Source organism: Endozoicomonas sp. ALB032 (assembly GCF_049310125.1).
Lineage (GTDB): Bacteria > Pseudomonadota > Gammaproteobacteria > Pseudomonadales > Endozoicomonadaceae > Endozoicomonas_A.
Window position 1 is genome coordinate 3,596,949 of sequence record NZ_JBLYNW010000001.1, and the last position, 18,772, is coordinate 3,615,720.

General features: G+C 47.9%; 12 protein-coding genes and 1 pseudogene. 5 read left to right on the plus strand and 8 right to left on the minus strand.

The window, feature by feature from the left end:
- Nucleotides 1–9: 9 nt before the first annotated feature.
- A complete protein-coding gene (rsxA, locus tag ACO6VG_RS13540) occupies nt 10–594 on the minus strand; it encodes an electron transport complex subunit RsxA (RefSeq protein WP_034834307.1) in 585 nt (194 codons plus the stop codon).
- A gap of 657 nt (nt 595–1,251) precedes the next feature.
- Between rsxA and dnaK the strand changes: the two are divergent.
- Nucleotides 1,252–3,135: pseudogene (gene dnaK / locus ACO6VG_RS13545) on the plus strand (molecular chaperone DnaK); the annotation flags it as partial.
- 191 nt (nt 3,136–3,326) lie between these two features.
- Here the strand turns inward: dnaK and ACO6VG_RS13550 are convergent.
- On the minus strand, nt 3,327–3,956 hold the full coding sequence (locus tag ACO6VG_RS13550) for a glutathione S-transferase (RefSeq protein ID WP_422474331.1): 630 nt from the start codon (nt 3,954–3,956) through the stop codon (nt 3,327–3,329).
- Between the two features lie 316 nt (nt 3,957–4,272).
- Here ACO6VG_RS13550 and ACO6VG_RS13555 point away from each other — a divergent pair, with 316 nt between their 5' ends.
- Entirely contained in the window at nt 4,273–4,995 is a 723-nt protein-coding gene (locus tag ACO6VG_RS13555; protein WP_422474333.1) for an SDR family oxidoreductase, read from the plus strand.
- Nucleotides 4,996–5,044: 49 nt separating this feature from the next.
- Here ACO6VG_RS13555 and ACO6VG_RS13560 read toward each other — a convergent pair whose 3' ends face one another.
- The 4 genes from ACO6VG_RS13560 to ACO6VG_RS13575 form a co-directional block, all read right to left on the minus strand.
- Nucleotides 5,045–8,200: a hypothetical protein gene (locus ACO6VG_RS13560; RefSeq protein WP_422474335.1), complete on the minus strand. Its 3,156-nt coding sequence runs from the start codon at nt 8,198–8,200 to the stop codon at nt 5,045–5,047.
- Between the two features lie 119 nt (nt 8,201–8,319).
- On the minus strand, nt 8,320–11,457 hold the full coding sequence (locus ACO6VG_RS13565) for a hypothetical protein (RefSeq protein WP_422474337.1): 3,138 nt from the start codon (nt 11,455–11,457) through the stop codon (nt 8,320–8,322).
- Nucleotides 11,458–11,577: 120 nt separating this feature from the next.
- Nucleotides 11,578–14,211, minus strand: a complete 2,634-nt coding sequence (locus ACO6VG_RS13570) for a hypothetical protein (protein ID WP_422474339.1) — start codon at nt 14,209–14,211, stop codon at nt 11,578–11,580.
- Nucleotides 14,212–14,227: 16 nt separating this feature from the next.
- Nucleotides 14,228–14,719: a hypothetical protein gene (locus ACO6VG_RS13575; RefSeq protein WP_422474341.1), complete on the minus strand. Its 492-nt coding sequence runs from the start codon at nt 14,717–14,719 to the stop codon at nt 14,228–14,230.
- Nucleotides 14,720–14,894: 175 nt separating this feature from the next.
- On the opposite strand from ACO6VG_RS13575, the gene ACO6VG_RS13580 reads away from it, so the two are divergent.
- The 3 genes from ACO6VG_RS13580 (at nt 14,895) to ACO6VG_RS13590 (ending at nt 16,975) form a co-directional block, all read left to right on the plus strand.
- Nucleotides 14,895–15,257, plus strand: coding sequence for a DUF2288 domain-containing protein (locus tag ACO6VG_RS13580; protein WP_422132779.1), 363 nt, complete (start codon nt 14,895–14,897; stop codon nt 15,255–15,257).
- Between the two features lie 5 nt (nt 15,258–15,262).
- A complete protein-coding gene (arfB, locus tag ACO6VG_RS13585; RefSeq protein WP_422132780.1) occupies nt 15,263–15,679 on the plus strand; it encodes an alternative ribosome rescue aminoacyl-tRNA hydrolase ArfB in 417 nt (138 codons plus the stop codon).
- Between the two features lie 381 nt (nt 15,680–16,060).
- Nucleotides 16,061–16,975, plus strand: coding sequence for a Tim44 domain-containing protein (locus tag ACO6VG_RS13590; protein ID WP_422474343.1), 915 nt, complete (start codon nt 16,061–16,063; stop codon nt 16,973–16,975).
- A 68-nt stretch (nt 16,976–17,043) separates the two neighbouring features.
- Here ACO6VG_RS13590 and ACO6VG_RS13595 read toward each other — a convergent pair whose 3' ends face one another.
- Together ACO6VG_RS13595 and ACO6VG_RS13600 are read right to left on the minus strand one after the other, a co-directional pair.
- Nucleotides 17,044–17,703 carry a hypothetical protein gene (locus ACO6VG_RS13595; RefSeq protein WP_422408817.1) on the minus strand — a complete coding sequence of 220 codons (660 nt, stop codon included), beginning with the start codon at nt 17,701–17,703 and terminating at the stop codon, nt 17,044–17,046.
- Nucleotides 17,704–17,936: 233 nt separating this feature from the next.
- The gene (locus ACO6VG_RS13600; RefSeq protein WP_422474345.1) at nt 17,937–18,707 is read right to left on the minus strand and encodes a type IV pili methyl-accepting chemotaxis transducer N-terminal domain-containing protein; all 771 of its coding nucleotides are present in this window, start codon (nt 18,705–18,707) and stop codon (nt 17,937–17,939) included.
- Between the last annotated feature and the right edge of the window lie 65 nt (nt 18,708–18,772).

Genomic DNA, 18,772 nt, shown 5'->3' on the forward strand with positions numbered 1-18,772 from the left:
AGCTCTCCCTTACAGTTTGATCAGGCCGGTGAAACCCATAAAGGCCAGTGACATCAGGCCAGCACTGATCATTCCGATGGCCGCTCCCCTGAAAGGAGTTGGGACATCGGCAGCAGCAATTCGTTCGCGCATGGCAGAGAACAAAACCAGCACCAGCGAGAAACCGGCAGCAGCGCCGAAGCCGTAGGTCGCAGAATCAACCAGTGAGCTGTTTAATCGATTGCTGTTCAGCAGAGCCACACCCAAAACAGCACAGTTACTGGTGATCAGAGGCAGGAATACGCCAAGGACACGATGCAGCAGAGGGCTGACTTTTCTGACCACCATCTCGGTAAACTGAACCACTACTGCGATGACAAGGATGAAAGCAATGGTTTTAAGAAATTCCAGACCCAGGGGAATCAATAGGTACTGATAAGTGAGATAGCTGCAGATAGAGGCCAGAGTGAGAACAAACGTGGTGGCCAGAGACATACCCATGGCTGACTCCAGCTTGTTGGAGACACCCATAAACGGACAGAGGCCCAGAAACTGAACCAGTACAAAGTTGTTGACCAGGATGGCACTGATCATAATCAGTACCAGTTCGCTCATCTGTTCCATTTTGACTCTACCGAGAGTGTTCTGGGGGCAGGCTGACCATGGAGTGACTTATCCAGGTGTCAGCATCGTCAATACCCGAATGCGGCCGCTCATTATATATGTCCAAAAAATGCAGTTAAATGCACTTTAAGATCTAAAAGAAATAAATATAAAACGGTTCACACCACCGCCTGACCACATTTCATGTTGAAAACTGCGGGATTATAGCGGGATTGGAACATTGATGCATCGTGGAAATTTCCCAAGTCACCCAGTTCGAGAGACTGTTTGGAAAGTAAGTGGATTGGTTGAAAATCCAGAAATAATGGCCTAGCTTTCCGGTCAATTCGATAAAACAGTTCACTTTTTAGCGCAAGTTGACTGAAAAACGTTGAGTGTAAAGTTTGACTTGCGCAACTGAATTTTATGCTCAAGCGTAATTCCCGTTCGACTCTTGGAAACTATGAGAGGTCTAAGGGGGCCTGCGCTTGCCAATCCTTCCTCTTCTGACGAAGGCATAGAGTTCAGATTAGCGTTTTTAGGATGTGCGTTTGTATTAGCAAGCGCTCTGCCATTGATTGCCTGGGGTAACTGTTAACTTCAAATCCGTTAATAAAGGTGCTGATCATGCTGGAGTGGGGTTTAATTCAAAAGTCATTTATTAAGGCTATGCTATTTCGCGCTCTGATAATCTTTGCCTCTGCCCAATCAGAGGCTAGCGAAGAGAAAGGAGTTATTATCGGTATTGATCTGGGGACCACCTACTCCTGTGTGGGTATTCGTCGCAATGGGCGAACGGAAATCATCGCCAATGATCAGGGAAATAGAATAACGCCATCGTTTATCGCATGGACGCCGGAAAATGAGCGTCTTGTTGGAGACGCTGCGAAGAACCAGGCTTCCAGAAATCCGGAGCTTACGGTGTTTGATGTCAAGCGCATTATTGGTCGAAGTTATGATGACCCGCAATTGCAGGCAGATATTAAGCACTTCCCTTTCAGTGTCGTCAATGTCAATGGTCAGCCCAAGGTGGAAATGACGACCCAGCAGGAACATTTTTCATTTACTCCGGAAGAGCTAAGTGCGATGGTCCTGAGCAAAATGAAAACAACTGCGGAAGAATATCTTGGGCAGAAGGTCACCCATGCGGTTGTCACAGTGCCTGCGTATTTCAATGACGCCCAGCGCCAGGCTACCAAGGATGCTGGCACAATAGCAGGGTTGACTGTGGAGCGAATCATCAATGAACCGACGGCAGCGGCACTGGCTTATGGTTTGGATGCAAGGCTCAAGGGTGAAGAAAACATACTGGTATTTGACCTTGGTGGTGGCACTTTTGATGTATCAATACTGACGATTGATGGCGGTGTGTTTGAGGTACTGGCTACTGCTGGCGACACTCACCTTGGGGGGGAGGACTTTGACCAGCGACTGGTTAATCACTTCAGTAAAATTGCCAAACGTAAATACGGTCTTGATCTGACCCATAACAAACGCGCTCAGCAAAAATTACGCCGTGAGGTGGAGAAGGCCAAGCGCACTTTGTCAGCGTCCCATCAGGCCCGGATTGAAGTTGAGTCACTGGCAGATGAAAAGGACTTCAGCGAGCCACTGTCCAGAGCGAAATTTGAAGAGATCAATATTGACCTGTTCCGAAAAACACTGACTTCCGTGAAGAAGGCTTTGGAAGATGCCGGACTTGAGCGCGGGGATATCCACGAGATTATTCTGGTTGGTGGCTCCACCCGAATCCCTAAAGTTCGGGAGCTGCTAAGCAATTTCTTTGAAGGTAAAGTTTTAAATCATAGTATCAATCCGGATGAGGCCGTCGCCTATGGTGCTGCTGTTCAGGGAGCGGTGCTCAGTGGGGATAAGTCAACCAGCGACATACTTCTGCTTGATGTCATCCCACTTTCCCTGGGGATTGAGACAGTAGGCGGGGTTTTCGCAAAAATACTGACCCGCAATACGGTAATCCCCACCAAGAAACACCAGATATTCAGCACTGCCAGCGATAGCCAGACCACAGTGACTATCCAGGTCTACGAGGGGGAGCGTCCTATGACGAAGGACAATCACCTGTTGGGTAAGTTTGATCTTACCGGTATTCCACCTGCTCCCAGGGGCACTCCTCAAATAGATGTGACTTTCTCTGTGGACGAGAACAGCATATTGACGGTGAAGGCCGAGGAAAAATCCAGTGGCAGTAACAATATCGTTATTAACAAAGATACTGGCCGACTGAGCGAAGAGGAAATTGAAAAAATGGTTCAGGATGCCGAGAAATTCGCGGAGCAGGATCAGCAGACACAAAAAAGAGTTGAGGCCCGTAACAAGTTGGAATCAATTGTTTATTCGCAACGCGCCCAATTGACGGATGACAGTAACGGCTGGGTAAGTAAACTCTCTGATGAAGACAAGAGCCTTCTTGATAATAACGTTCAGGATGCCATTGCCTGGCTTGATGACAATGCGGAAGCCACTGCAGAACAGTTAGAGGAAAAATATCAGGAACTCAGCGACGCCTTTCAGTCTATAGCTGCCCGGGCCACTGATACATCCGAGGATAAAGACGAGTTGTAAGTCACTAACCAGATAATTAGCAAATCCGGCGTAAATCACCGCCAATTGAGGCTGTTGCAAAACTCTGGTTCCCATGCTTTCAGGCCCTTTGGGTCCTGGCGTGGGAACGAGTTGTTGGAGTTTTGCCATGGTCTCTGATTTCGAAGGGAGATTTCTGAGTGTTAATTTTCCCATAAAGGGTGTTTGCCCATGATTTGCAAAAACAGCCCGGATTCAAGAAAGCGCTTCAGCCATTGTTGCACTCCCCGGTAAGGCGTCGAAAAGAACCAGTTTCTGTCTACATGGGCAAACTGTCGTATAAAAGGAGCAATTGCCATATCCGCCAGGGTGACTTTATCGGACATTAATCCGTTCTGACTGCTGAGTTTGTTGTCCAGAAGCGCTATAAACTCTTCACCCTGAGTACGGTAAAATTCCATGGGATGCTCAGGGTGTCGATCGGCATACTTATAGCGATCCAGTCGTGGCTTAAACTCGACATCACTTTTGCGGATCAGTGCCACGATTTCAGCTCTGTCATCAGGATTCTCAGGTAACCAGTTTTCAGGATCATTGACAGCCAGTGCCCAGAGCATGATATCCAGACTTTCATCAATGACTCTGCCTTCAGGAAGTACCAAAACAGGAACGGTGCCTTTTGGTGAGACACTAAGCATCGCCTGAGGTTTGTTTTTCAGTAATATCTCTCTGTGCTCAAGGGTAATACCTGCGTAAGTCAGAGCCAGTCTGGCACGCATGGCGTAAGGGCATCGACGAAAAGAATAAAGAATGGCTGTATTGCTATGGTTCACGGAGGTTCCCGGGCAGGTTAAGTCATCTGAAACTATTCTTCAGGCGGCGGACAAGGCACAAAAATAATACAGTAGTTCTTGCCAGGAATTGAAACTCTTTTACAAGTTTTGATCTCACATAACATTTTTCAGGCATTGATATTCGCTGCAGGGCATCCAGGTAGCCCTGTAGATAATAAAAACTCATTGATGTCCAAACCAAAAGGTATTTCTGCAAGAGGTGAGTCTGAAGGTAGAGTGTCGCTCAATTCTGATTGGTTACGAACTCATGCCAGGTACGATTTAAGTTCGATTGGTATTAACAGGAATTCCTCCCATGACAAAACCATTGGTAGTAATTACAGGTGCCAGTTCCGGTATTGGTGAAGCCATTGCCTGTCAATTCAGTGCCCAGGGCCATGCACTGTTACTGCTGGCAAGAAGAATTGAAAAGCTGGAAGCTCTGGGCCTGCCCAACACGCTGTGCAGAAAAGTCGATGTGACTGATCGCGAAGCTTTTTATGCCGCAGTGGATGAAGCGGAATCTGTTTACGGTGAGACTGATTGTCTGGTCAATAATGCAGGTGTGATGTTGCTGGGTAATGCGGATGAACAAGATCCAGCCGAGTGGGATCAAATGATCCGCGTTAACGTGAACGGTGTTCTTAATGGTATTGGAGCTGTTATTGGCAAAATGAAAAAGCGCAAGGGTGGCACTATTATTAACCTGAGTTCCATTGCTGGTATCAAAGGCTTTCCTAATCATATGGCCTACTGTGGCACCAAATTTGCGGTTCATGGCTTGTCAGAAACCCTGCGTGAAGAAGTTGCAGACGACAATGTAAGGGTGATTACCCTTGCTCCCGGTGCAGTAGAGACCGAGCTGCTGAGTCACACCACGTCCAGTGATATCAGGGAAGGTTATGAAAGCTGGAAAGACAGCATGGGTGGCGTTATTCATCCAGAAGACATCGCCAGCTGCGTGAACTTTGTTTACAGCCAGCCTCAAAATGTCTGTGTGCGTGAAATTGTGGTTTCTGCTACACGTCAGCAGCCTTAAGACTCAGAGGATCGGTTTATTGATCTGCTCTCGCAACAAAATGCCATTATCAGGGTGATTGTCTTGAAGCACTCCCTCGGGATGGTTCCTGCAGGCGCCACCCTGTATATAAAGCAAACCAGAACAAACTGTCCAGATGGGGCAATGGCAGGGTGCCGGTGTCAATACCTAAATTGGGTCCTTTGGCCCCGGATGAGCGAATAAATCCCCGATCGGTAAAGTTTTCATTGTCGGGGTTCAATCGTTCACGGTCAAAGCTTTGATTCGGATGATCTGGGTAAAGCTCAACGGGAAAACGGCCTGATTTGATATCTTTTACATAGCGGAGCTTCGGGTCACACCAGTAACCACACTCAAGTGCAGCCCGGCGCAGCGATTCTGCCGGGAATTCCTGAGATATCCTTGCTTTCATGGCTCCGGTGCTCATTTTGTATGCACTACCAAACAGATCAGCGGCAATCGTCACCAGTTCTCCCTGCAATTGCTTCATCTGCACGCTGTTTTTGTAATCCAGATTGTCGGTGTCATGGCGCGCTCTTAGCCAGTTGATCACCAGCCCATAAAACGCTTTTCCAAGCTCAGTAATCCGCAATTCGCCCTGTCTCTCACAATCAGTTACACAATAGATTTTTTTCATACCAAAGCTGGAGAAGGTTTGCTCTGCAAATGAGCGGATATCAGCCCAGTCCCTCATCCCCACCGGGGCAGGTGCTATGTTTGGGTAATCCTGGGCATTCCACTCTCCCAGAGTGCCGGGAACACACTGGTTTCCAAAAAAGGGTGTGGGGGTCCAGCATCTTTCATCAGCAGCATTATGAAATGAGCTTAATGTATCCGGTGCCTGAAAATTGTGTTGCCAGAGACGACCCGCGTCCCTGGCAAACAGCCTGAGACCATCAAAGGATGCCTGCACTGAGAGGCCGTCCACTCTTCCAGCTTCATAAGGATAGTGGTGATACAGGTGGGTATCTTTTTCATCATCAAAGACCTGTAGCAGTGCCGAACCATCGGGCTCCAGGGCAATGATTGCCAGGGTTTCTTCACGTAATCCACAGGCTTTGAACTTATTCAGGGCATTGGACAGACGATAAATGCCTCTTGGTTTCAGCAGTGCGCTTTCGAGGCCAAGCTTATCCTTATGGGTTCGAAAAAAATCCAGTTGCGGCTGCTCGCGGACAAAATCATGCCAGCCTTCTGTGGAGCCAGGTTGTTGTTTCAGGAACTTGAAACGGCGATACCCCTGAGGTACCTCTGCAGAAGGAAAAGCCAGACTGCGACCGTAAGTTTCAATATACCCGCTGTTGATTAATAACTCTGCTTCCCAAAGCCCGGAAATTTCCGGAACAGACTCCTTTGGATGTTTTCTGCCAAATTCAGCGACCTCATGGCAGAAACGTTCGCTGTAAAACATGTCTGGATCAAGTGCACACCCACCACCCACACCAAGGCCAATCAGATGCCATGGATAGTAATAAGGTTTCCCGTCATAAGATACATCGTAGCGTCGTTCAATAAACAGTGAGTTGCGATCATCAGCTGTTGCCGACAGGTGCCCAAGGAGTTTTTTTTGCATGTCCCCAGTGGTAAACCGGAGCACCTGCGCAGAATATTCAACCGGCAATCCGATCCGGTGTATTAACTTTATCAGTTCCAGTGTTTGCTGCTCATCCCTTAAAGTGTCAGGGTGAAGTTCAAAATAGTTGATAACTGACTGAAGTAACTCTCTTGCATGGGGCCGGGGTTTGTCTATTAGCTGTTCGTACAATGAATACTCAGTAGAGCGTAAGCTGATTGCTCTATTGGTGGATGCTGGCAGGTATCTGTGAAGCAGAAGGAACTCAAAAAACCAGTTGACATTCAAAGGGAATTTTCCGTCTAAATGATCCTGCATACAATCAATGAGATGACCTGAATGGGTTAGCTTGATCAGAGCGCTGCGGCGGGCTCTGGCCAGCTGACGGTCTTCCGCTCCGGACATGGCCGCCGACGCTAATTGCGGGCATTGATGACGGTACAAAAGCAACAGCGGAGTTGCGCCCTTGTTGTCCCGTTGGTTGGCCAGAGTCTCCGCGGGCAGATATTGAAACAACTTGTCATAGCGGGGAGTATAAGTATTCAGACAGCGATAGCTGCGTATGCTGAGGCCAGATTTTAAGCTCGGAATGGCTGTCGCCATAAGGTGTAGAATGTTACTCCCGTTAGCAAACCTCTGGTTTAGAATTGCGGCTGATGAGCCCGACAGCAAGCGCTTGAACAGTTCCCACTGGCCTAATATAAAAGCACATGCCAGCATGCGCTCCCGCCCCCTCTCGTCCAGCTTTTCCAGTGCTTTCAGGATCAGTTTTTCATGCCTCTGGGCATTAACTTCCAGCAAACAAAGCTGGAAAATAAAAGCCTCTGAAGCCATTGCAGTGGTGATTGTCTGGCAGAAATCCTGCGACGTTTGAGGGTTGCCATGCCTGATGCCCGGTGAGTTGAAAATAGCTTTTATCAGGTACGGTGCCGAACCATCGGAAAGTCGAAGAAATTGGTTGAGTCCCGCCAGAAAATGGCAATCTCTTGCCAGATAATTCAGAAGCTCCCGGGCAGCCCGCCGAAGTTGTAACGGGCTCAGGTAGTGTTCCAATATTTCCATAAAGCCCGGATCAGCCCTAAACATCATTGTTTTGGCGTGCTCGCCAAGAATTCCCAGTACTGCTTCACGGTGTGTGTTATCAAAGAGTTGTTTTAATAATTGCGGCGGTATCCGTATTTCATTACCCACCGACTCATTCGGGAGTCCCAACCCCAAATCAGCCAGCGTCTGTAGAACGGAAATATTTTCAGGAAGGGTGGGTCGGCAGGCAAGGTTGAAGATCAGTTTTAGCAAGTGCGGCGAATAGAATTTTTCATCCTCTGTGGAATTGTTCTTACTCACCCTGTCAAAATCCTGTTGGGCATTTTCTACCAGCTCTCGCAAAAACCTGTTATCAAGTGGAATATCAATATTTCTTAATGCATTGTGAACATGGGTTACCCATTCATGACGCTGGCCAGAAGTAGAAGTGATCTGTCGCAAGTGTATGGAGCGACCAGAAGAGGGCCCGTCAGCCCCGGCTGTTTTGTTGCTCAAACCTGTAGTGAAAACAGGGGGGGAAGTATTTGTCCCCGGAACGGTCCAGCTGGACAAGTTTGAGGTGGTGGTATCGGTCGCCCGTGGCAACATGATTCACTCCATCAATAAATTGATTTTTTTGTAACGTCTTGGTTTCTAGACCAGCAAAGGTTGATTTGGTTCAAAAAATAGAAAGTTCGATTGATATAAAAAGGCCATTAACAGGATGACTATCTTGAAACACTCTGCCGGGATGGCTCCTGCTGTTGCCAACCCGTATAAAGTGCAAACCAGAACAAACTGTCGAGATGGGGCATTGGCAGGGTGCCGCTGTTAATACCCAGATTTGGCCCTTTGGCTCTGGATGAGCGCCGAATTCCCAGATCGGTCAGGTTCTCTGTTTTTGGACCTAATAGGCCTGGGTTAAAGCTCTGATCCGGATGATCCGGATAAACCTCATCAGGAAAACGGCCTGATTTGATATCCTCTACATAGCGGAGTTTCGGGTCACACCAGTAACCACACTCAAGTGCAGCCCGGCTCAGCGACTCTGCCGGGAATTCCTGGCATATCCTTGCTTTCATGGCCTCCGTATCCATTTTGTACGCACTGGCAAACAGGTCAGCGGCAATGGTCACCAGCTCATCCTGCAACTGGTTCATTTGCACGGGGTTTTTGCAATCCAGACTGTCGGTGTCATGGCGCACCCTGAGCCAGTTAATCACTAGCCCGTAAAAGGCTTTCCCAAGCTCAGTGATCCGCAATTCGCCCTGTCTCTCACGATCAGTTATGAAGTAGAGCTTTGCCAAACCAAAATTGTAGGAGGTTTGCTCAGCAAATGAGCGGACATCCGCCCAGTCCCTCATCCCCACCGGAGCAGGTGCTACGTTTGGGTAATGCTGGGCATTCCACTCTCCCATCGTGCCGGGAACACCCTGGGCTCCAAAAAAGGCTGTTGGTACCCAGCATCTGCCATCAGCAGAATTATGGAATGAAGTTAGTGTATCCGGTGCCTGAAAATTGTGATGCCAGAGACGACCTGCGTCTCTGGCAAAGAGTCTGAGGCCATCAAAGGATGCCTGCATCGAGAGACCGGTCACGTCTCCGGTTTCATAGGGATAGTGGTGATACAGTTGGGTATTTTTTTCATCGTCAAAGACTTGCAGCAGTGCCGAACCATCAGGCTCCAGGGCAATGGTTGCCAGGGTTTCTTCACGTAATCCACAGGCTTTGAACTTATTCAGGGCATCAAACAGACGATAGATGCCTCTTGGTTTCAGCAGAGCGCTTTCAAGGCCGAGCTTATCTTTATGGGTTCGAAAAAAATCCAGCTGTGGCTGCTCGCGGACAAAATCATGCCAGTCTTCTGTGGAGCAATGTTGCTGTTTCAGGAACTTGAAACGGCGATACCCCTGAGGTACGTCTTTGGATGGAAAAGCCAGACTGCGACCGTAAGTTATAATACTACTCCTGCAGTTGACTAACTCTGCTTCCCAAAGCCCGGGTATTCGCGGAACCGTCTCTTTTGGGCGTTTCCTGTCAAATTCAGCAACCGCATGGCGAAAAGCCTGACAATAATATCTGTCAGGATCAGGTGCACACCCGCCACCAATCCCAAGGCCAATCAGATGCCATGGATAGAAACGTGGCCTTATATGGATTAAGTCGTAGTTTCGTTCAATAAAGAGTGAATCGCGATCATCAGGTGTTGCTGACAGGTGCTCAAGTAGTTTTTTTTGCATGCCCGCAGTGGCAGCCCGGAGCACCTGCGCAGAAAATTCAACCGGCAACCCGTTCTGATGCATTAACCTCATTAATTCCAGTGTCTGCTGCTCATCCCTTAAAACGTCCGGGTGATGCTGAAAATAATTGATAACAGGCTGTAGTAACCTGGTTGCACCGGGCAAGGGGTTGTGTGACAACTCTCCATTATATGAATACTTAAAAGAACTTAAGCGGACGGCCTTAAAAGTAGATGACGGCAGGGATTTGAAGAGTTGCAGGAACTCAAAAAACCAGTTGACATTCAACGGGAATTTTCCGTCTAAATGATACTGCATACAACCAATGAGATGAGCAGAAGCAGTTAGCTTGATCAGAGCGCTGCGCTGGGCTCTGGCCAGTTGACGGTCTTCCGCTTTGGATATGGGCGCTGATGCTAACTGCTCGCGGTGATGTCGGTATAAAAGCAACAGTGGAGTTGCGCCGCTGTTGTCCCGTTGATTGGCCAGAGTCTCGGCGGGCAGATATTGAAACAACTGGTCATAGCGGGGGGGATAAGCTTCCAGACAGTCATATCTGCATACCTCCTTGTAAGAGCCCACGCTCTGCAGTGCTGTCACCATAAGGTGAAGAATATTCCCGCCGTTATTAAACTCCCGAATAAGAATTGTCGGAGAGGAGTCTGCCAGCAATCGCCTGAACAGTTCCCACTGGCCTAATATAAAGGTTGATACCAGAAGCTGTTCCCGCTCCTTATCATCCAGCTTTTTCAGTTCTTCCAGGATCAGTTTTTCATGCCTTTGTACATTCACTTCCAGCATAGAAAGCTGAGATATAAAATACTCTGAATTCAGTGCAGTGGTGATACTCTGGCAGAAATCCTCTGATGCTCCGGGGTTGCCATGCCTGATGCCCAGCGATTCGAAAATAGCTGTTATCAGATAGCTTGCTGAAAGATCGGAAAACTGTAGAGATCGATTAATTTTTGTGACTATTAAGCAGAACATTCTCGGCCTAAGCATAAGCTCTCTGGCAGCCTTCTCTATCTGCGTCCGGGTCAGGTATTTTTCCAATATTTCCATATAGCCCGAATCCGGCATAAAGATTATATTTTTGGCATCTTCGGCAAGAATTTTCAGTACTGCATCATGGTCTGTGTTGTTCAGGAGTTGTTCTAATAATCGGGGGGAGGTGTTTATTTTAAAAGACATCGAGATGCCTTCAAGACCCAACCCCAAATCCGCCAGCGTTTTCAGAACGGAAATATTTTCAGGAAATTTAGGTTCCATGGCAAGGCAGTTGATCAGTTCTTGTAATGACTGCGGATAGAGCTTTTCATCCTCCCCTGGATGAATCGGACTCATCGTCTCAAGATCATGATGGGCATCTTCTACCTTGTCTCGCAATAATTTATTACCTATTGGAATATCTATTTTGCCTATTGCATTCTGAACATGGGATATCCATTCACGATGCTGGTCAGCAGTAGAAGTGATTTGTCGCAGGTGTACAGGGCGACTTGAGGGTCCATTAGACCCGGCTGTTACGTTGCTCAAACCTGCAGAAACAGTGGCAGAAACATTTGTTTCCGGAACGGTCCAACCGGACAAGTTTGAGGCGATAGTATGGGTCATCCGTGACAACATAATTTACTCCATCAATAACTTGAATTTTTTGTAGCGTCTTTATTTTTAGACCAGCAAAGGTTGATTTGGTTCAAAAAATGGAATGTTCGATGGGTATAAAAAAGGCCATCAACAGGATGGTTATCTTGAAACACTCTGCCGGGATGGCTCCTGCTGTTGCCACCCCGTATAAAGTGCAAACCAGAACAAACTGTCGAGATGGGGCATTGGCAGGGTGCCGGTGTCAACACCCAGATTTGGCCCTTTGGCTCTGGATGAGCGCCGAATTCCCAGATCGGTCAGGTTCTTTGTGTCTGGATTTAATCGACCAGGGCTAAAGCTCTGACGCGGATGATCCGGATAAACCTCATCAGGAAAACGGCCTGATTTGATATCCTTTACATAGCGGAGTTCCGGGTCACACCAGTAACCACACTCAAGTGCAGCCCGGCTGAGCGACTCTGCCGGGAATTTCTGGCATATCCTTGCTTTCATGGCCTCCGTGTCCATTTGGTAAGCACTAGCAAACAGGTCAGCGGCAATTGTCACCAGCTCATCCTGCAACTGGTTCATCTGCACCCTGTTTTTGTAATCGAGACTGTTGGTGTCATGGCGCACCCTGAGCCAGTTAATCACCAGTCCGTAAAAGACTTTCCCAAGCTCAGTGATCCGCAATTCGCCCATCCCCTCACGATCGGTTATAAGGTAGAGTTTTGGCAAACCAAAGCTGTAGGAGGTTTGCTCGGCAAATGAGCGGATATCAGCCCAGTCTCTCATCCCCACCGGGGCAGGTGCTACGTTTGGGTAATGCTGGGCATTCCACTCTCCCATCGTGCCGGGAACACTTTGAGTTCCAAAAAAGGGTGTTGGTACCCAGCGTCTGCCATTAGCGGTATTATGGAACGAAGTTAGTGTATCTGGTGCCTGAAAATTGTGATGCCAGAGACGACCCGCATCTCTGGCAAATAGTCTCAGGCCATCAAAGGATGCCTGCACTGAGAGGCCGTCCACCTTTCCAGCTTCATAAGGATAGTGGTGATACAGGCAGGTATCTTTTTCATCATCAAAGACCTGTAGCAGTGCCGAACCATCAGGCTCCAGGGCAATGCTTGCCAGGGTTTCTTCAGTTAATCGACAGGCTTTGAGCTTGTCCAGGGCATCGTTCAGACGATAAATGCCCCGTGGTTTAAGCAGGGCGCTTTCAAGGCCCAGCTTATCCTTATGGGTTCGAAAAAATTCCAGCTGTGGCTGCTCGCGGACAAAATCATGCCAGTCTTCTGTGCAGCAATGTTGCTGTTTCAGGAACTTGAAACGGCGATACCCCTCAGGTACCTCTTTGGATGGAAAAGCCAGGCTGCGACCGTAAGTTATAATACTCCTGCAGTTGACGTTGAGTAGCTCTGCTTCCCAAAGCCCGGGAATTCGTGGAACCGTCTCTTTTGGGTGTTCCCTGTCAAATTCAGCAACCGCATGGCGAAACCCCTGACAATAAAATCTGTCTGGATCAGGCGCACACCCGCCGCCAACCCCAAGGCCAATCAGATGCCATGGGTAGAAACGTCTCCTCTGGGCTACGTCGTAGTTTCGTTCAATAAAGAGTGAATTGCGATCATCAGGTGCTGCTGACAGGTGCTCAAGTAGTTTTTTTTGTATGTCCTCGCTGGCAGCCCGGAGCACCTGCGCAGAAAATTCAACCGGCAACCCGTTCTGATGTATTAACCTCATTAATTCCAGTGTCTGCTGCTCATCCCGCAAAACGTCAGGGTGAAGGTGAAAATAATTGATAACAGGCTGTAGTAACCTGGTTGCACTGGGCAAGGGTTTGTGTAACAAGTGTCCTTTGTATGAATAGTCAGAAGAACCTAAGCGATCGGCCTTAAAGGTAGATGACGGCAGGGATTTAAAGAGTTGCAGGAACTCAAAAAACCAGTTGACATTGAACGGGAATTTTCCGTCTAAATGATCCTGCATACAATCAATGAGGTGAGCAGAAGCGGTTATCTTGATCAGAGCGCTGCGCCGGGCTTTGGCCAGTTGTCGGTCTTCCACTTTGGATATGGGCACTGATGCTAACTGCTCGCGGTGATGTCGGTATAAAAGCAACAGCGGAGTTGCGCCGCTGTTGTCCCGTTGATTGGCCAGAGTCTCGGCGGGCAGATATTGAAACAACTGGTCATAGCGGGGGGGATAAGCTTCCAGACAGGAATAGCTGCATATCCCATCGAAAGAGTTCACGCTCTGCAGTGCTGTCACCATAAGGTGAAGAATATTCCCGCCGTTATTAAACTCCCGATTAAGAATTGTCGGAGAAGAGTCGGCCAGCAACCGCCTGAACAGCTCCCACTGGCCTAATATAAAGCTGGATACCAGAAGCTGTTCCCGCTCCCTGTCATCGAGCATTTCCAGTTTTTTCAGGATCAGTTTTTCATGCTTTTGTATATTTACTTCCAGCATAGAAAGCTGAAATATAAAAAACTCTGAGCCAAGTGCAGAGTTGATGCTCTGGCAGAAATCCTGTGACGCCTGAGGGTTTCCATGCCTGATGCCCAGCGAATCGAAAATAGCTGCTATCAGATACGTTGCTGAAGGATCGGAAAACCGTAGAGATGGATTGATGTATCTCAGAAGATTGCAACTTTTTGCCAGCAGATGCATAAGCTCCCGGGCGGTCTCCTGAATCTGCCAGCGGGTGAGGTATTTTTCCAATACTTCCATATAGCCCGGATCAGCCATAAAGATTATTTTTCTGGCATGTTTGTCAAGAATTTTCAGCACTTCTTTATGGCGTGTGTTACTCAGGAACTGTTCTAATAACCGGGGGGGGGATCTTTATTTCACAATTCATCGACATGCCTTCAAGTCCCAGCCCCAAATCAGCCAGCGTTTGAAGAACGGAAATATTTTCAGGATATATAGGCTCCTCGACAAGGCAGCAGATCAGTTCTTGCAATGACTGCGAATAGAGTTTTTCATCCTTCCCGGGATGGATCGGACTCATCCTTTCAAGATCATGATTGGCATTTTCTACTTTTTCTCGCAAAAATTTATTATCAATTGGAATATCAATTCTACTTATTGCACTCTGAACATGGGATATCCATTCACTATGCTGGTCAGCAGTAGAAGTGATCTGTCGCAGGTGTACAGAGCGAGTTGAGGGTCCATCAGACCCGGCTGTGGTGTTGCTCAAATCTGGAGTGGAAGCAGGCGCGGAAACATTTGTTTCCGGAAGGGTCCAACTGGACAAGTTTGAGGCGGTAGTATTGGCTATCCCTGTTAACATGATTTACTCCATCTATAGTCTGATTTTTTTTTAAATCTTTTAATTAATGGACCAGCAAAGTTTGATTTGGTTCAAAAAATGGAAAGTTATCTCCGGTTCGGGAGACTCCGGATCGTTAGACATTCGGGTCTGAAGAGGCTTGAGCCTTCCTGAGACCTGACTGGCTGAAAAAACCATGGATGTGTTAGTCTCTGCCTCTATTAACCTTTATCAGACAGACAGATTGTTAATGAGTGACTCTCTAGACCCCAATGAGCTGAACAAAGCCAAACTCAACCTGGAAACCGCAAAAATTGCCTGGGAAGATCTCCAGCGCTACTTTGCTTCCGGCCACCTGCTGGCGGTGGCTCCCGATCTGGATATTGTTGCCGTCGCTCACAGTATCTCCATTGATGATAAAGCGACGGTAGAAATCTGGTTGAATGACAGGAAACTGGGACCGGTCAGTGATGATCAGGCGAGGAACTGGCATGAACAAAAAGCGGATTTATGGGCGGTAGTTGTGCGCCCGTGGGTGCTTGTTCAGGATAGAAACTGAATTCTATGCTGAAGATTTCCAATGCCGTTACCATTCCTTCGGATGAGATTGAGTTTAATTTTATCCGTGCTCAGGGGGCTGGGGGGCAGAACGTTAATAAAGTCTCTTCGGCGGTCCATTTAAGGTTTGATATCAGGGCTTCTTCCCTTCCGGACTTTTATAAAGAACAGCTGCTGGCTTTCAGTGATCAGAGGATTTCTTCTGAGGGCGTCATTGTTATCAAGGCGCAGTCCTTCAGAACTCAGGAGAAAAATCGTGAAGATGCTCTGAATCGGTTACTGGGCCTGATTCAAAAAGCGACAGCGGTGACTAAAAAAAGAAAGGCCACCAAACCCACCCGTTCTTCACAGAAAAAACGCATGGATCGAAAGCATCAGCGAGGCCAGACAAAAGCACTGAGAGGTCAGGTCAAGGGCTGGTGATCAAAACTCGGTTATTATTAGAAAAATTAATTAACAGTCCCACTGCCACGGACTATAAAGCTAACGGAAGTGAAAGAGTCAGGAGACTCCAGATGCCGATACCGCCAACCGATGGATCTGCGCCCCCACCTTCGGGTAACGGGGCGCCGGACTAAACCGACAATCAGTGCCTCCAATGGTATACTGAACCCTCTACAGTCCTCCGAGGAGCTTTGTGGAGAAACAAAGAGATCTCCTCAGGCTGAATGAATTGAGACCTGATTTAAGTACCTAACTTATTTCATTGATTAATGCGGTTTTTTTATGGAATGACTTGCAATAAATCTGGCTCTCCATAGGATTAAGGCCCATGGGTATTGGAAACAAGAGACTCTCGGATTCATGATAAAACGATTTGCTTCTTTTATGGCCATCATCATGGCCTTCAGCTTCGTCTTCAACGTACCAGTAGCCGATGCTAAAAAGTTTGGAGGAGGCAAGAGCTTCGGCCGTTCTTATAACACGGCTCCCGCTCCCAAACAGCCGGCTGCAGCACCTCAGCAGGGTAGCAAACAGACAGCTGCTCAAGGCTCCCGCAAGGGCATGCTGGGCGGGTTGTTGGGTGGCCTGCTGGCGGGTGGGCTGATTGCCTCTCTGTTCGGCGGTGCTTTCACTGGTCTGCAGATGATGGATATTCTGATTATCGCTTTGCTGGCTTTTGTGCTCTTCAAGGTGTTCCGCAGTATGAACCGTGCCAAAGCTACGGCAGCGGGTCATGGTGGCAATCATGCTCACTTCACCCCGGAACAGTCAGGCCAGAATAAGCCTTCCCCTTCGTTAGATCAGCTGTTTGGCCAGAACAGGGAACAGCGCGAAGATGACTTCGGTCAGGCTGACCAAACAAGCTTGCCTCAAACCGGTTTTGGAACCAGTGATGTCCCGATGAATCTGCCAGAAGGCTTTAACCTGAGTGCATTCATGAATGGTGCCAGAGACCATTACCGCACGCTTCAGGAAGCATGGAATAAAAACGATCTGGACATCATACGTGAGTATCTGGACCCTGAACTGTTTTTACAGTTAAAAGCGGAAAGAGCCACTTTGGGTGGCGATCAGCACACCGAAGTGATCTTTGTGGACGCTGAGTTGGGCAGAGCTGATTACAACGACACTGTTGCCGAGATCAGCGTGCGCTTCACCGGTAAATATCGCGATACCGTTGAAGGTGTTGAAGAAGATATTACCGATATCTGGCATCTGCAACGTAGCTTGAAAGAGCCCGATGCTCCCTGGCTGATTGTGGGTATTGAAGCCTGACGGAGCCGAAGGGAAAGGTGTTTTGCCTTTCCCTGACTGGGCTCTATTGTCGATGATCTTCATGTCATTTACCGAAAACTTCTGGTAGCAATATCAAATGTGACGGTAACTGGCCCTTTTTTGGTTTTAGTGACATTAACTGGGTCAACATCAAAAAAATCCCGTACTTTATCGTCAGCATTAGGGCCACACAAATAGCTGGTTCCAGGCGTTTCTTGCACGAATTCTTTCCAGGTTTTTACTCTGTCGTCAGAAGCTTCAGCTTCTAAGCGGCTGTTCACCCCGAGTATATCTCGTAACTCTGGCTTGAATATATTATGCAAATCCATCCCGGAAATATACCAGGCTTTGTAGGCCCGACCCTGATCAGGAACATGAACAAGGAATAAACTATTAACAAGCCTGAGTGCTTGAACGTTTTTGTCCATATCAACCCATTCACGTTCATCCGAAAACAGTTTTAAAATTCCGCTTTTGCTGCCTTCAAGATATTCGTCCAGCCGTTTTGAAAAATCTTCATCACTGTCTTCAGATTCATCGTCTGAAGACTCAATAGAATATGAAGACAATGGCCTGGCTGCACCATGGGATGTTGGATTATCAAGGCCAGATGTTTTTTGGGCGTCAACAGCCGTAGCTCTGGCCGTTTCTGGCTGATCCGGCGCTGTTGTCGGTTTGCCAGAACCAGTAACCAATAAAGGTGGTTTAGTTGAATTAGATGGAATCATAAGTCACTCCGTTAATTGCTTACTTAAATTTGACAAGAAGAAACAGGGGAAGTTCATAAACACGTGCTGTAAGCAGGAAAAGGACAAAGCGAGAGGGTATAGCCTTGCAGCCAGAAACCTCCCGCAGCCACCAGGACGGTGTTGAGTTGGGGAGGTTTTTATAATGACGGTCTTGCCGAGATCAGCTTGCGTTTCACAGGTATGTAGCGTGATACCGCTGAGGAAGCCGGGGACTAACTGCTGGCTAGCCCCTGATCATTGACCATGACCTGTTCGTACTTTTGGGTCAACACCTGCATTTTCTTGAGAATGGATTCTGTGGTCACAGAGATGGCTGTAGGCATATAGCGTCCCTGTTTATATTGCGTAAACCCTGATTTGGAAAAAAACCATTGAGCTTTAACCTTGGAGAGCAGCTTTTTGATTTCAGGGGTATTCACGGGGGACTGGTCGAGTTCATTCAGTGAGCTTTCAAACAGAGCCATGGATTCCTCAAAACCTTTCTCATAGGTACTGCCACTGACGCCCCAGGCCAGAGCCTGGTAATACATAGCTATTCTCTGGCTGAGCGCGCGCTGTCGACCTGAAACATTGACCAGTCTGGCTTTGCTGGTGGCAGAGTGCTTTTCAATCAATGTAACCAGGTCATTGCTGCTGTTGAATACCCTCAGAGCCTTTTGAATGAGGTCAGCTGCAGCTTCTCTGTCGGGTTCTGACAGTGCCATTTTTTTGTAAGTTTCCCAGTCTTTCGCAACCACATTCAGCTGATGTTTGATTGCACCGTTGGGCGCATAATCTGATAAAGCCTGAAAGTTATTTTCAAACAGCGTAATGCTTTTATCGAGCTGCTCTCTGGCGTCTTCTGAGTTAATGTCGGCTCCGATCATCAGGTAGCTTTTAGCGACTCGCTGAGACAGCATCCGTTGCAAACCGGATGTGTTGACCGCTTCGGCATCGTTCAGGGCGGCTGAAGTTTCTCCTGAGTAAGCGATTAAATACGCCATAATAAAGCCCAGGAATTTATAACAGAATAAAAGTGGGCGGAAGTCGGGAAGTATTCTGGAAATTT

Coding starts and splice junctions, on each gene's coding strand:
- rsxA (WP_034834307.1), bottom strand. CDS start 594: ATGAGCGAACTGGTACTGATTATGATCAGTGCCATCCTGGTCAACAAC.
- ACO6VG_RS13555 (WP_422474333.1), top strand. CDS start 4,273: ATGACAAAACCATTGGTAGTAATTACAGGTGCCAGTTCCGGTATTGGT.
- ACO6VG_RS13560 (WP_422474335.1), bottom strand. CDS start 8,200: ATGTTGCCACGGGCGACCGATACCACCACCTCAAACTTGTCCAGCTGG.
- ACO6VG_RS13565 (WP_422474337.1), bottom strand. CDS start 11,457: ATGTTGTCACGGATGACCCATACTATCGCCTCAAACTTGTCCGGTTGG.
- ACO6VG_RS13575 (WP_422474341.1), bottom strand. CDS start 14,719: ATGTTAACAGGGATAGCCAATACTACCGCCTCAAACTTGTCCAGTTGG.
- ACO6VG_RS13580 (WP_422132779.1), top strand. CDS start 14,895: ATGGATGTGTTAGTCTCTGCCTCTATTAACCTTTATCAGACAGACAGA.
- arfB (WP_422132780.1), top strand. CDS start 15,263: ATGCTGAAGATTTCCAATGCCGTTACCATTCCTTCGGATGAGATTGAG.
- ACO6VG_RS13590 (WP_422474343.1), top strand. CDS start 16,061: ATGATAAAACGATTTGCTTCTTTTATGGCCATCATCATGGCCTTCAGC.
- ACO6VG_RS13595 (WP_422408817.1), bottom strand. CDS start 17,703: ATGATTCCATCTAATTCAACTAAACCACCTTTATTGGTTACTGGTTCT.
- ACO6VG_RS13600 (WP_422474345.1), bottom strand. CDS start 18,707: ATGGCGTATTTAATCGCTTACTCAGGAGAAACTTCAGCCGCCCTGAAC.